Raw genomic sequence first — 12,239 nt, forward strand, 5'->3', positions numbered from 1 at the left:
AGCGCGGCGCGATCCGCCGCGGCGCCGCGCGGGCGCCGCGGTGAGAGAGAGGGGGGCTGAGGGCGTATGGGACCGCCGGCCGCGCGCTCGACAGTGCGTGTGCGCGACGAATGCGCGCGGGCGGCACCGATGCGCGCGGACGGCTCAGAGGCGCTGGGCCATCTCCTCCTGGTACTTGCGGATCGTCTCCTCGATGCCGTCGGCGTCGGCCTCGCGCCCTTCGCTGCGGGCGCTGTCGGCACGTTCGCGGAGCACTCGAATAGCGCGCCGCAGTTCGTCGTCACTCATTCTGTGTTCCATGTCACACAGTCTCCCCGACCGCGGGCCGGTTCGGCCGGCAATCGGCGGCACGGCATCGACGACGAAGGGCGCCTCCCTGTCCGGGAGACGCCCTTCGGTGGTGGAGCTGAGGGGAATCGAACCCCTGACCTCTTCGATGCGAACGAAGCGCGCTACCAACTGCGCCACAGCCCCGCAGGTTCCGTTCGGAACCGCTCGCAAACTGTAGCAAACGTGCGAGCCGGAGACGAAATTGCGGTATCGGCACAGGTCACGGCGGCGGACAATCGACATGTGGATGCAGTGCGCCTCCGCGGGGACCAGGCCCTGCGGGAGGGTCGGTGGGCCGCCGCGCTGGCCGACCTGACGTCGGTGGCGGCCGCGACCGACGATCCGGCGGCGTGGCTCGGCGTCGGCGAGGCGTCGTGGTGGCTCGGGCGCCTCGACGACAGCGTCGCCGCCTATCGCAGGGCCTACACGACGGCTCTCCGGAGCGGCGACCGAGAGAGTGCGGTTCGCTGCGCGGCGTGGCTGAGCATCAGCTACACGTCCGATTTCGGCAATCGGTCGGTGGCCCACGGTTGGGTCCGCCGCGCGCAGCGACTGCTGCCCGAGGGTGCACCGGGCGCGTTGCACGCCCTGGTGTGGGTGGCACACGCCCACCGCCTGCTCCCGGACGCCGCAGCGGCCGGACCGTGGGCGGCGCGCGCCCTGGACGCCGCACACCGATGCGGCGACCGGGATCTCGAACTGGTGGCACTCGCCCAGTCCGGTCACGTGGCTGTCGCCCGGGGCGACCTGGAACCCGGATTCGCGCTGCTGGACGAGGCCGCGGCGGCCGCTCTGGGCGATGCGGACCGCCGATTCGACACCGTCGTGTTCGTCTGCTGCGACATGCTGGGCGCGTGTGCGCTCGCCGGCGACACCCGTCGCGCCGACGAATGGTGCCGCGTCGCCGAGGACTTCACCTCCCGCTGGGGGTGTCCCTTCCTGTACGTCGAGTGCCGCACCCTCTACGGGGCATTGCTGCTCACCGCGGGCCGTTGGGGGGAGGCGGACCGGCTCCTGACGGCGGTTCTCACGCTCGACGAGAAGGTCTGCCCCGCCGTCCACGCGCGCGCCGTCGCGGCCCTCGCCACGCTCCGGGTCCGGCAGGGGCGGCTCGACGAGGCCCGGGCGATGCTGGACCGATCCCGCCGCCCGACCACGGAATTGGACACCGCCCGCGCCGAGGTCGCCCTCGCCGACGGCGATCCCGCAACCGCCCGGCGGCTGCTCGAACGTCACGGCACCACGTCCCTGCTGTGTGCCCGGGCCCAGGCGGCCACAGGCGACCTGAACGCGGCGACGACCACCGCGGCGGCGCTCGATCCCGACGGTCCCGAGGCGGTGGAGGCGTCGGCGCTGACTGCCGCGGCGCAGGGCTGCGTGGCGGCCGCCGTCGATGCCTTCGAGACGGCCGCCGCTCGCTGGGCGGACCGCTCGGCGCCGTTCGAGGAGGCCCGATGCCTGCTCGAATTGGCCGAGTCGGCGATGAACGACGATCCTGTCCTCGCGACCGCACGCGGGCGAACGGCGGTGACGATCTTCCGGGAACTCGGAGCCGTCGCCGCCGCGGACCGTTCCGCGGCCCTGTTGCGGCGTCTCGGGGTGCGCGGCCCCGGCATCCGCGCCACCACTCGCGCCGGCCCGGATCTCGACAGCGGCCTCACCCCCCGCGAACGCGAAGTACTGGACCTGCTCGCGAGGGGTTTGACGAATCCGGAGATCGCCGGCCGGCTGTTCGTCTCCCGCAAGACGGTGGCGCACCACGTGAGCCACATCCTCCGCAAGCTCGGCGTGCGGAACCGCTCGGAGGCCGCCGCGTATGCCGCCGCCCACCCGGAAGATGGGTCACCTGCCCGATGCGCGGCACCCGGGCGCGGCGCCATCCTCGGTGTATGACGAACACAAGCGAGAACTTCGGGATTTCACCGGCGGCCGCGGAGGTGTACGAGTCACGCTTCGTACCCGCGATCTTCGCGCAGTGGGCGCCACGGCTGCTGGACCAGGCTGCGATCACGACGGGCACGCGGGTGCTGGACGTGGCATGCGGAACCGGGATCGTCGCGCGCGTAGCCGCCGACCGGGTAGGCCCGTCGGGACGGGTGGTCGGTGTCGATGCCAGTGAGGCCATGCTGGCGGTGGCACGTCGGTTGCGTCCCGACCTCGAATGGCACCGGGGTGACGCCGGCGCGCTGCCGTTCGCGGACGGTTCGTTCGATGCGGCGCTGTGCCAGATGGCGCTGATGTTCTTTCCCGATCGTGCACGGGCGCTGCGCGAGATGCGCCGCGTGGCGACGGAGATGGTCGCCGTGTGTGTGCCGGCCGCGTTGGACGAGCAGCCGGCATACCGAGACTTCGTCGACGTCGCGGTGCGGCACGCCGGCCCGCCCGCGGCATCCCTCCTGGGCACCTACTGGAGTTGTGGGGACCGCGACGAACTACGGGGATGGTTCCGCGACGCCGGACTCACCGTCGATCGGTTCACCACGCACACCGGAAGCGCGCGGTTCCCGTCCGTGGATGCGATGGTGGCGACCGAGGTCGAGGGCAGCCCGTTGATCGAACGGCTCGACGCCGGAACGTACGAGGCGATCACCTCGGAGGCCCGAACGGTGCTGGCCCGGTTCACCGACCCGGACGGCTCGGTGTCGGCGCCTCTCGTGGCACACATCGTCACCGCGCGCTGAATACGCCCCGCTCCGAGCGAATGTATCGCCCGCTACCGCTGAGGAGATGAACGATACATTCGCTCGGCCCGAACGGATCGGTGACTACTCCCCGGAGGCCCGACGCACCGGGTAGTCGTCGGCGTCGTAACGGGGTTCGTACGTCTCGTAGGCGGGCTCGTCGTCCGTGTAGTGGTCCAGGTGCTCGAACACCGGGTCCTCGTCGTCCACCTCGAGCACCACCGCGCCGGGGCGTCGCAGCCGGGCCGGGACCAGCCGCAGCTCGTCATCACTGTGTGACTCGACGCCGAGCCGCGAACGGTTCAGGCGCGCCATGCGACGGCGGCGGATCTCCTGCTCGACACGCACCTGGCGACGGAGGTAGATCAGGTAGCCGGCGAGGGCAGCCGTCGCCACCGTGCACAGCCACCACAGGGCCGACGAGACGATGAGGGCGAGGGCGGCGGTGATGATCGCGGCGAACAGCAGGCCGAGCACGGTGCGCTGCCGGAACTCGTAGCGCGCGGCCCGGGCCATGGCGTCGGCCTGCGGGTCGAATCCGCCGCGTCCGCGACGCTGGGGCACGAACTCCCGGGCGGGAGCCCGGTCGGGACGCTCCTCGAAGTCGATGTCGGTGTCGTGGTCGGTGTCGAGCTGTGTGTCCATGCGGTCCTCCGCTGGGTGGCGGTGTCTGCGGTCGTCCACCGTGCGGGCGCGACCGGAGTCGTCGCCGGCTGTGGGACGGGCGGAATCCCGACTCGGACGCCAGTGGGGGTCGGTGCGATGACCGGCGGCCGGCCCGCGCGGGGCGAGTGGCTCGTCGTCACCTCGGTGCAGGACCCGGGTTGCGAGTGCGGCGTCGGTCGTCTGGCGAATACGGGGGCGCTTCGTGACCAGCATGGGCACCAGAACGAACAACCACACGGCAACCAGCCCGATCCACAGGAGCGAGTTCGGCATTTCGGCGGCCCTCCTCCCAGTTGTCGCCTACCAGTCCGTCGACGCCACTGACCCCGTCAGGTTAGCGGCCCCGAAGCCGTCACCCGGACAGAAACGCCGACTCAGATGACTACAGCTGTCACACGAGTCACGCGAATCATGTGACACTCTCTTCACTCTAGTCACAGAGATATAGGACCGTGTGGGTATTACTACGCAGCGATGCACGTAATCTGCGTTACAAGATCAGGCCCAGGTGGCCCGGCCGCCCCGGATCAGCACATCGGACACGCTTCCGGGGACCTCCTCGACCGTCATCGCGACCAGCAGATGGTCGCGGAACCGCCCGTCGACGTCGAGGTAGCGCTGCAGCAGGCCCTCCTCCCGGAAGCCGACGTTGCGCAGGACCGCGCGGCTCGCAACGTTCTCCGGCCGCACCGTGGCCTCCACCCGGTGCAGTCCGGCCGGCCCGAAGCAGTGGTCGAGCCCCAGCGCCACCGCCGCTGTCGCCACGCCCAGGCCGTTGACGTGCTTGGCCACCCAATACCCGATCCACGCCGACCGCAGCGCGCCGCGCACCACGTTGCCCACGGTGATCTGCCCGCAGAACTCGCCGTCGAGCTCGATCGCCATCGGCAGCATGTGGCCCCGGCGGGCCTCCGCCCGCAGGCTGCGGTACAGCCCCGGCCACACGGTGATGTGATGGCGCATCTCCCACGGCACGTCGCCGGTGGGTTCCCACGGCTCGAGATGCGCCCGGTCCCGGATCCGCAACCGGCTCCACGCCGCCGCGTCCCGCAGCCGGATCGGCCGCACCGTGACCAGGCCGCCGGCCACCCGCAGCGGGCCCAGCTCCGCCGGCCATCCCGGATGACGGGTCATCAGCCGCGCTGTCCGAGGAAGGCGACGTCCACCGGATCCCCGGTGCGCACCTCGGTCACCTCCGGCTCGATCAGCACCAGGCAGTTCGCCTCGGCCAGGGTTGCCAGCAGGTGCGACGACGCGCCCGCCGCCCCACCGAGCGCCTGGACCATGTACTCGCCGGTCGCCTCGTCGCGCATCAGCTGCCCCCGCAGGAATCCCTTGCGGTCCGGGATCGAGGTGATCGGGGTGACGGTGCGGGCGGTGACGACGCGGCGCATCGGCTGCCGGCGGCCGAGCGCGATACGGATCAGCGGCCGCACCATCACCTCGAACACGACCAGCGCGCTGACCGGGTTGCCCGGCAGCAGGAAGGTGGGCACCTCGTCGCGGCCGAGCTGGCCGAACCCCTGCACCGAACCGGGGTGCATCGCCACCCGCTCCACTTCGAGCTTGCCGAGGTCCGACAACGCCTCGCGCACGTCCTCGAGCGCGCCGCCACCGACGGCTCCCGCGACGACGACGATCTCGGAGCGGATCAGCTGGCCCTCGACGACCTCCCGCAGGCGCTTCGGGTCGGTGCTGGCGATCCCCACGCGGTTGACGTCCGCGCCGGCGTCGCGGGCGGCCGCCGCGAGCGCATACGAGTTGACGTCGTACACCTGGCCGGGGCCCGGGGTGCGGTCCACGTCCACGAGTTCGCCGCCGATGGAGATCACCGAGAGCCGAGGACGCGGATGGACCAGCACTTTGTCGCGGCCGACCGCCGCGAGCAGCCCGACCTGGGCGGCCCCGATGATGGTGCCGGCCCGGACCGCCACGTCACCGGGCTGGACGTCGTCGCCGGCGCGGCGCACGTAGTCGCCGGTCCGGACGGGACGCAGGACCTTGATGCGCGCGCGGCCACCGTCGGTGCGGTCGAGCGGGAGGACGGCGTCGGCGAGGGTCGGCAGCGGCGCCCCGGTGTCCACCCGCACGGCCTGCCGTGGCTGCAGCCGGATCGGTTGACGCGAGCCGGCCGAGACCTCCCCCACCACGGGCAGAGTCAGCTCGATCGGCTCGCCGTCCTCGCCGGTCCGGTCGGTGCCCGCGCCCTGGACGTCGACGCTGCGGACCGCGTAACCGTCGATCGCGGCCTGGTCGAAGCCGGGCAGTGGCCGTTCGGTGACCACTTCCTCCGCGCAGAGCAGCCCCTGGGCCTCGGAGATGGCGACCCGGACCGGCCGTGGTGCCACCGCCGCCGCCGTGACCCTGGCCTGTTGATCCTCGACCGACCGCATACCGCTTCTCGTCCTCCCGACCTGTCGCGCCGTCAGTGCTTCAGGCGCTCGACCAGCCACTCCCGCAGGGAGGGGCCGTACTCCTCGCTGTTCAACGCAGAGTCAACCGCAGCGCGCAGATAGCCGCCGGGATTTCCGAGGTCGTGTCGAGTGCCGCGATGCACCACCACGTGCACGGGGTGACCCTCCTCGATGAGCAGGGCGATCGCATCGGTGAGCTGCAGTTCGCCGCCCGCACCGGGGGTGATCCGGCGCAGCGCGTCGAAGATCGCCCGATCGAGCAGATAGCGGCCGGCAGCGGCGAAGGTGGACGGCGCATCCTCGGGCGCCGGCTTCTCGACCATGCCGACGACCTTCAGCACGTCCGGATTGACGGCGTCGGGCACCTCCTCGACGTCGAAGACGCCGTAGGCGCTCACCTGGTCCTTGGGCACGTCGATCGCGCACAGCACCGTGCCGCCGCGCTTGGCACGCACCCGCTGCATGGTCTCGAGGACGCCGCGCGGCAGCACGAGGTCGTCCGGGAGCAGCACCGCGATGGAGTCCTCGTCCGGATCGAGGGCGACCTCGGCACACGCGACGGCGTGCCCGAGCCCGAGCGGCTTCTCCTGCACCACCGACTCCACCTCGAGCAGGCCCGGCGCCTTGCGGACCTTCTCGAGCAGGTGGTACTTGCCGCTCTCCTTCAGCTTCGACTCGAGGACGAGGTCCTCGACGAAATGCGCGACGACGCCGTCCTTACCCGGAGCCGTCACGATCACCAGGCGCTCGGCACCCGAGTCCGCGGCCTCCCCCGCCACGAGCTCGATTCCGGGCGTGTCCACCACCGGGAGAAGTTCCTTCGGCACGGTCTTGGTCGCGGGCAGAAAGCGCGTACCGAGACCGGCTGCGGGAACCACCGCCGTCCGGAAGTGGCCGGCTTCACCGGTCGCTCTGTTCGTCATAAACACCCACCCTAACTTTCGGCTACCACCCGGTAGATACGTCAGATCCTAAGGTGGCGGATATGAGCGCACTCTCCAAGTCGGAATGGCGGGCCCGAATCGTTGCTGCGCGACGGGCCCGCAGCGACGGGGAGCGCCGCGGCGAGGACGACGCCCTCGCCGCGGCAGCACGGTCGCTGGCCCCCGCCCGGGCGACGGTCTGCGCGTACGTGCCGGTCGGTTCGGAACCCGGGGCGTTGTCCCTGCTCGACGCCCTGCGCGAGGCCGGAAACCGGGTGCTGCTCCCGCTCACCCGCCCGGACAGCACCCTGGACTGGGCGCAGTACACCGGCCCCGGCGCCCTCGCCCCCGCCTGGTACGGCCTGCTCGAACCCACCGGGCCGGCGCTGGGCCCGGAGGAGGTGCGGCGGGCGCACACCGTGGTGGTGCCGGCGCTCGCAGTGGACGAGCGCGGCGTGCGGCTCGGTCGCGGGGCCGGCTTCTACGACCGGACCCTGCACCTCGCCGCCGCCGACGCCGTCCTGGTCGCGGTGGTCCGGGACGACGAACTCGTGCCGGAGCTGCCGGAGGATCCCCACGACATCCGGATGGGCTGGGCCCTGACCCCCGGCCGCGGCCTGGTGCCGCTGAACGGGTCGCGCGACACCGGGAATAGAGCACCCAGGTAGCCACGTTGGCACTGTCGGCTGTAGAGTGCTAATGCTGCGGTCGCCAACCAATTCGCGGAGGATCCACCGGTGCCCACTTACTCCTATGCCTGTACGTCCTGCGACAACCGATTCGACATCGTGCAGTCGTTCACCGACGACGCCCTGACGGAATGCAACGAGTGCTCGGGCAAGCTGCGCAAGCTGTTCAATTCGGTCGGCATCGTCTTCAAGGGCAGCGGCTTCTACCGCACCGACTCCCGCGGCGGAGGCAGCACCGCCAGCGAGCCGGCCAAGTCCGACTCGTCGTCCGGCAGTTCGTCGAGCACCTCGTCGTCGGACTCCTCGTCGTCGAGCACCTCGTCGGCACCGGCCGCAGCCGCGAGCTGACACGGTTTCATCCACAGGCGGACGGTTCATCCACAGTCCGCCCGTGACCGGCACTTCACCGGGCCGGCGGGCACGGCCGAACTCGTAGGGTTCGGACCATGCCCGCCGGTCCGTTCTCGTTCCCGCCCCTGCGGAATCCGCTCGATCCCACCCTGCCAGACCGCCTCACGGCACTGACACGGCCGGGCTGGGCGCGCACCGTCGCCGTCCGCCGCGCGATCGCGGCCGGTCTCGTCGGGGTCGCGGCGGTCTCCGCCGTCACCGGCGGCCCGTCGGGCGACCGGACCCCCACGGTCGTCGCCGCCCGCGACCTGCGGCCCGGGCAGACCCTCACCGCCGACGACGTCACCGTCGTCGAGCGCAACTCGTCCCAACTCCCGTCCGGGGCACTCACCGACCCCGCCGAGGCGATCGGCCACACCCTGGCAGGACCGGTGCCCGCCGGCGAAGCCCTCGTCGGGGTGCGGATGCTCGGGCCGCGGCTGGCGGCGTCCGCCACCGGCGACGCGGCGGCCCGGGTGGTCCCGGTGCGCCTGGCCGATCCCGGCGTCGGGGATCTGCTGCGCGAAGGCGACCTCGTCGACGTCCTCACCGTCGCCGAGGACGGCTCCCCGTCGTCGGGTGCGGCGCCGGAGGTGCGGGTGCTGGCCACGGAGGCGACCGTCGTGCTGGCCCAGGGCACGGACCGGACGAGCGACCGCGGCGAGAAGGTGGTCCTGCTCGCCCTGCCGCCCGAGCCCGCGACGGCTGTGGCTGCTGCGTCGCTTGTGAGCGCGTTGACGGTGACCCTGCACTGATCCGGGACCCAGTGCCGCAATCCCGCCGCGAGGGCGTACCGGCTGGTCTATGGTGCGACTGCGAGCGTGACGACTACCACACCCCTAGGAGAAGCGCCATGCTGAAAGGGTTCAGGGACTTCCTGCTCCGCGGAAACGTGCTCGACCTCGCTGTCGCGGTCGTCGTGGGTACCGCGTTCACGGCCATCGTCACGGCGTTCACCACCTACGTCATCGAACCCCTGATTGCCGCGCTCGGCGGCGACAACGAGGCGGGCTGGGGTGTCCAGATCCTCGCGGACAATCCCGCCACCTTCGTCAACATCGGCGCGGTGGTGTCGGCGATCATCAATTTCGTCATCATCGCCGCCGTCGTCTACTTCGTGCTGATCCTCCCGGCGAACGCGGCCAAGAAGCGGTTCGCCACCGAGAGGGACGACACCAAGGCGAGCGCCGAGGATCTGCTCATCCAGATCCGCGACCTCCTCCAGGTGCAGTCCGGCCAGACCGGCGCACACGCCAAGCTGAGCCTCGAGGAGAGGGAACAGTAGGCGCAACCGTGCCACCGACGAAAAAGGTTGGGCCCGCTCGGAATTCCGAGCGGGCCCAACCCGTGTTCAGCCTGTCGGCAGGACGTCGTGTCAGACGGTCCAGGGCTTGCCGTAGGTGGTCACGTTGTCGCCGTTCGCGGTGATGGCGCGAACGAACGGACGGACCTGAACGGCGCCGATGACGCCGGAGGCGGTGCCGTGAACGTTCGAGAACTGCACGGACTTGAAGTCACCGTCGAACTCGCCCTCGGCGACGACGAGCTCCTCGATGCCCGGAGCCGGGGTCAGCTCGAGCTCGGCGTAGGCCTGCGGGAGGATGTCGGTAATGGTGGCGGTCGGACCGTCCGCAGCCGAGAGCTCCAGTTCGAGACCCGGGGTGGAGTAGGTGACGCCGATGGCGCCGTCGATGCTGCCGGCCCACGCAAACTGGTAGCCGAACTGGAACGTGGTGCCCTCGGCGTCGGCAGCGTCCTCGCCGATCAGGTTCGCGGTGCCGCGGCCGTTGTGGAAGAACTCGCGGTTGAACGGGCTGCCACCCAGGGCCGGAACACCCTGGATGAAGGTGTCCTCCTGGGTCACCACGACCTCGTAGCCGTCCGTGGAGACGATCCGGTTCTGATCGTCGACCGCAGCCTGCGCGGAGCCGGTCGCACCGAGGACCAGGCCCAGGACAGCGGCACCGGACACCGCGGCGTTACGTGCGGCCTTGAAGCCACGCGACTTGATTCCCATGATTTCTCCGTATTTCTTGGTGGGGATTACTGCGGGGTGGGGCGAGCAGGACTAGATCGTCCAGACCTTGCCGTAGGTGGTGACGTTGTCGCCGTTCGCGGTGATCACACGGACGAACGGGCGGACCGAGACCGCGCCGAGGACGCCGGTGGCGGCACCATGGACGTTGGCGAACTGGACGGACTTGAAGTCGCCGTCGAACTCGCCCTCGGCGACGACGAGCTCCTCGATGCCCGGAGCCGGGGTCAGCTCGATGCCCGCGGTGAACTGCGGAAGGATGCTGTCGACGGTGAGGGTGTTCTCGACGTCGACAGCGGAAGCCTCGGGATCGATCGTGTAGAGCGGGTTGCCGTTCTCGTCTTCCGCCTGAACCGGGTTGCCGTCCTCATCGAGCACCGGCTCTCCGGTTTCAGGATCCACTTCGTCGACGGGGACGTACACGTCACCGGGCGAGGCTGCGACCTCGAGCTCCGCCTGCGGGCTGGACCACGCGATGCCGATCGAGCCGTCGACCGCGGCGGACCACGCGAACTGGTAGCCGAACTGGAAGGTCGAGCCCTCGAAGTCAGCGGCGTCGGGGCCGACGATGTTGGCGATGCCACGGCCGTTGTGGAACCACTCGCGGCTGAGCGGGCTGCCGCCGATCGGTGGAACACCCTGGATGAAGGTGTCCTCCTGGGTCACGATGACCTCGTGGCCGTCCGACACGATCCGGTTCTGGTCGTCGACCACAGCGCCGGCGGTCCCGGTCGATCCCAGAACCAGGCCGAACACGGCGGCGGCGGCCACCGTGACGTTGCGGGCGGCCTTCACACCGCGTCGCGTCTGCATCTTCATGAATGCCTCATCCATTCTCTGCGTGCCGGGTCACGCACACGCGTCCGACAACTGCCCTGTCGCCCGCGAGGCATGCCACACCTGAGACACCGGCGAGCGTGCTCACCGGTGCCGACGTGTGCGTCATCCGCACGGTTGCGTTTCCGATTCGTGATGAAGATCGTCGCATTAGCTACCGATCTTGACCTGAGCGAACCAGGACAGAGACTAGACCGTGACCTCTGAAGCCAGCAACGGCTACGTCCCGGGGCGAGGCGTCGTCGAACCCGAAATTGTTTCGGCCCGATGAAACAATCGGTGCCATTTCAACGGACGCCCCGAAGGGGTTGCGGAGGCGCCGAAAACCGTCTCTCACCCATGAATAGAGCCGCATACCCCCTGGTGGCGGGTTCATGCGCCGCTGTGGCCGAATGCATACCGCCGGTACTTCCGTGATGCGCGCCACCGAAAGCCGGGCGCGCGTCGACCGCGACTCGCCGAGTTGCAGGGTTACGAGAAGGTTGCGGAATCCCACCGCTGGAATTAACGATTCGGCATCGGCCGACTTCTACAAGTGGGGTAGATCACATGTGGCCGTGGTGCGGCGGTACCTGCCGGCGCAGCCATTCTTCCGAGTCGGACGAATCGTCTGCCGGCGAGCGCTCGTCGCGGGTCGTCTCGGGGAGGACGTCGCCGAAGATGCGGCGGAGCCGGGCCCGGTCGATCCGGGCCCGGCTCGCGTCGTCGCGCCGTGGTGCGTCGTCCGACGACGCGCCGGACGCGCTCTCGTCCGTGCCGGTGATGGCTATCCCTCCACCCGCGACAGTTCCTCGATCACGTGCGAGGCGAGCGGCAGGAGCGTGGCCATGCCGTCGCGGATCGCCGCGCGCGAGGAGGCGAGGTTCGCGACCAACGTGGAGCCGGACAGGCCGACCAGACCGCGGGACAGACCGGCGTCCATCGCGCCGGCGGAGAAGCCGGACGAGCGCAGGGCCTCGCCGATCCCCGGGAGTTCCCGGTCGAGCACATCGGAGGTGGCGTCGGGCGTCACGTCGCGCGGCGACACCCCGGTGCCGCCGACGGAGATGACCAGGTCCACGCCGCCGATGACGGCGGTGTTGAGGGCGTTGCGGATCTCCACCTCGTCGGCCGACACCGTGACGACACCGTCCACGGCGAATCCCTCCTCTGCGAGGAGCTCGGTGACCAGGGGCCCGGCGGAGTCCGGGTTGTCGCCGTGCGCTACCCGGTCGTCCACGATCACCACGAGGGCTCGCCCGGTCCTGGGGGTTTCGAATTCCATGATGCCCACC

15 protein-coding genes and 1 tRNA gene are annotated in these 12,239 nt (G+C 70.5%); 6 read left to right on the top strand and 10 right to left on the bottom strand.

Annotated features, from left to right (window positions below; all coding sequences use genetic code 11):
* Nucleotides 1-144: 144 nt before the first annotated feature.
* Entirely contained in the window at nt 145-288 is a 144-nt protein-coding gene (locus JYA75_RS24880; protein WP_006944955.1) for a hypothetical protein, read from the bottom strand.
* Between the two features lie 110 nt (nt 289-398).
* Nucleotides 399-474, bottom strand: a tRNA-Ala gene (locus JYA75_RS24885).
* A 99-nt stretch (nt 475-573) separates the two neighbouring features.
* On the opposite strand from JYA75_RS24885, the gene JYA75_RS29155 reads away from it, so the two are divergent.
* Both JYA75_RS29155 and JYA75_RS24895 read left to right on the top strand, forming a co-directional pair.
* Nucleotides 574-2,223 carry a helix-turn-helix transcriptional regulator gene (locus tag JYA75_RS29155; protein ID WP_275408342.1) on the top strand — a complete coding sequence of 550 codons (1,650 nt, stop codon included), beginning with the start codon at nt 574-576 and terminating at the stop codon, nt 2,221-2,223.
* Nucleotides 2,220-3,011 carry a methyltransferase domain-containing protein gene (locus JYA75_RS24895; protein ID WP_006944958.1) on the top strand — a complete coding sequence of 264 codons (792 nt, stop codon included), beginning with the start codon at nt 2,220-2,222 and terminating at the stop codon, nt 3,009-3,011. Before JYA75_RS29155 ends, JYA75_RS24895 begins: the two co-directional genes overlap by 4 nt.
* Before the next feature lie 84 nt (nt 3,012-3,095).
* Here JYA75_RS24895 and glpR read toward each other — a convergent pair whose 3' ends face one another.
* The 4 genes from glpR to JYA75_RS24915 form a co-directional block, all read right to left on the bottom strand.
* Nucleotides 3,096-3,950 (bottom strand): gephyrin-like molybdotransferase receptor GlpR, encoded by an 855-nt coding sequence (glpR, locus tag JYA75_RS24900; RefSeq protein ID WP_006944962.1) that lies wholly within the window; start codon nt 3,948-3,950, stop codon nt 3,096-3,098.
* Nucleotides 3,951-4,175: 225 nt separating this feature from the next.
* On the bottom strand, nt 4,176-4,811 hold the full coding sequence (locus JYA75_RS24905; RefSeq protein WP_006944963.1) for a GNAT family protein: 636 nt from the start codon (nt 4,809-4,811) through the stop codon (nt 4,176-4,178).
* A complete protein-coding gene (glp, locus tag JYA75_RS24910; protein WP_006944964.1) occupies nt 4,811-6,070 on the bottom strand; it encodes a gephyrin-like molybdotransferase Glp in 1,260 nt (419 codons plus the stop codon). Before glp ends, JYA75_RS24905 begins: the two co-directional genes overlap by 1 nt.
* Nucleotides 6,071-6,102: 32 nt before the next feature.
* Nucleotides 6,103-7,014 (bottom strand): UTP--glucose-1-phosphate uridylyltransferase, encoded by a 912-nt coding sequence (locus JYA75_RS24915; RefSeq protein ID WP_006944965.1) that lies wholly within the window; start codon nt 7,012-7,014, stop codon nt 6,103-6,105.
* Nucleotides 7,015-7,076: 62 nt separating this feature from the next.
* Between JYA75_RS24915 and JYA75_RS24920 the strand changes: the two genes are divergently transcribed.
* The 4 genes from JYA75_RS24920 to mscL all read left to right on the top strand — a co-directional run bounded on the left by JYA75_RS24920 (nt 7,077) and on the right by mscL (nt 9,378).
* Complete coding sequence (locus JYA75_RS24920; RefSeq protein WP_185713760.1) at nt 7,077-7,682, top strand: 5-formyltetrahydrofolate cyclo-ligase; 606 nt, start codon at nt 7,077-7,079, stop codon at nt 7,680-7,682.
* A gap of 69 nt (nt 7,683-7,751) precedes the next feature.
* Nucleotides 7,752-8,051 carry an FmdB family zinc ribbon protein gene (locus JYA75_RS24925; protein ID WP_006944967.1) on the top strand — a complete coding sequence of 100 codons (300 nt, stop codon included), beginning with the start codon at nt 7,752-7,754 and terminating at the stop codon, nt 8,049-8,051.
* Between the two features lie 98 nt (nt 8,052-8,149).
* The gene (locus JYA75_RS24930; RefSeq protein ID WP_203329490.1) at nt 8,150-8,848 is read left to right on the top strand and encodes an RcpC/CpaB family pilus assembly protein; all 699 of its coding nucleotides are present in this window, start codon (nt 8,150-8,152) and stop codon (nt 8,846-8,848) included.
* Nucleotides 8,849-8,946: 98 nt separating this feature from the next.
* The gene (gene mscL / locus JYA75_RS24935; protein WP_203329491.1) at nt 8,947-9,378 is read left to right on the top strand and encodes a large conductance mechanosensitive channel protein MscL; all 432 of its coding nucleotides are present in this window, start codon (nt 8,947-8,949) and stop codon (nt 9,376-9,378) included.
* Between the two features lie 90 nt (nt 9,379-9,468).
* Here the strand turns inward: mscL and JYA75_RS24940 are convergent, their stop codons facing one another.
* The 4 genes from JYA75_RS24940 to JYA75_RS24950 form a co-directional block, all read right to left on the bottom strand.
* Complete coding sequence (locus JYA75_RS24940; protein WP_203329492.1) at nt 9,469-10,110, bottom strand: MspA family porin; 642 nt, start codon at nt 10,108-10,110, stop codon at nt 9,469-9,471.
* 51 nt (nt 10,111-10,161) lie between these two features.
* Entirely contained in the window at nt 10,162-10,947 is a 786-nt protein-coding gene (locus JYA75_RS24945; protein ID WP_203329493.1) for an MspA family porin, read from the bottom strand.
* A 563-nt stretch (nt 10,948-11,510) separates the two neighbouring features.
* Nucleotides 11,511-11,729 carry a hypothetical protein gene (locus JYA75_RS28950; RefSeq protein ID WP_102800659.1) on the bottom strand — a complete coding sequence of 73 codons (219 nt, stop codon included), beginning with the start codon at nt 11,727-11,729 and terminating at the stop codon, nt 11,511-11,513.
* Nucleotides 11,730-11,731: 2 nt separating this feature from the next.
* On the bottom strand, nt 11,732-12,229 hold the full coding sequence (locus JYA75_RS24950) for a MogA/MoaB family molybdenum cofactor biosynthesis protein (protein WP_029542037.1): 498 nt from the start codon (nt 12,227-12,229) through the stop codon (nt 11,732-11,734).
* Nucleotides 12,230-12,239: the final 10 nt, after the last annotated feature.

The organism is Rhodococcus sp. PSBB066, assembly GCF_017068255.1.
Classification (GTDB): Bacteria; Actinomycetota; Actinomycetes; order Mycobacteriales; family Mycobacteriaceae; genus Rhodococcus; species Rhodococcus aetherivorans.

Coding starts and splice junctions, on each gene's coding strand:
- JYA75_RS24905 (WP_006944963.1), bottom strand. CDS start 4,811: ATGACCCGTCATCCGGGATGGCCGGCGGAGCTGGGCCCGCTGCGGGTG.
- JYA75_RS24920 (WP_185713760.1), top strand. CDS start 7,077: ATGAGCGCACTCTCCAAGTCGGAATGGCGGGCCCGAATCGTTGCTGCG.
- glpR (WP_006944962.1), bottom strand. CDS start 3,950: ATGCCGAACTCGCTCCTGTGGATCGGGCTGGTTGCCGTGTGGTTGTTC.
- glp (WP_006944964.1), bottom strand. CDS start 6,070: ATGCGGTCGGTCGAGGATCAACAGGCCAGGGTCACGGCGGCGGCGGTG.
- JYA75_RS24940 (WP_203329492.1), bottom strand. CDS start 10,110: ATGGGAATCAAGTCGCGTGGCTTCAAGGCCGCACGTAACGCCGCGGTG.
- JYA75_RS24950 (WP_029542037.1), bottom strand. CDS start 12,229: ATGGAATTCGAAACCCCCAGGACCGGGCGAGCCCTCGTGGTGATCGTG.
- JYA75_RS24930 (WP_203329490.1), top strand. CDS start 8,150: ATGCCCGCCGGTCCGTTCTCGTTCCCGCCCCTGCGGAATCCGCTCGAT.
- mscL (WP_203329491.1), top strand. CDS start 8,947: ATGCTGAAAGGGTTCAGGGACTTCCTGCTCCGCGGAAACGTGCTCGAC.
- JYA75_RS24895 (WP_006944958.1), top strand. CDS start 2,220: ATGACGAACACAAGCGAGAACTTCGGGATTTCACCGGCGGCCGCGGAG.
- JYA75_RS24945 (WP_203329493.1), bottom strand. CDS start 10,947: ATGAAGATGCAGACGCGACGCGGTGTGAAGGCCGCCCGCAACGTCACG.
- JYA75_RS24915 (WP_006944965.1), bottom strand. CDS start 7,014: ATGACGAACAGAGCGACCGGTGAAGCCGGCCACTTCCGGACGGCGGTG.
- JYA75_RS24880 (WP_006944955.1), bottom strand. CDS start 288: ATGAGTGACGACGAACTGCGGCGCGCTATTCGAGTGCTCCGCGAACGT.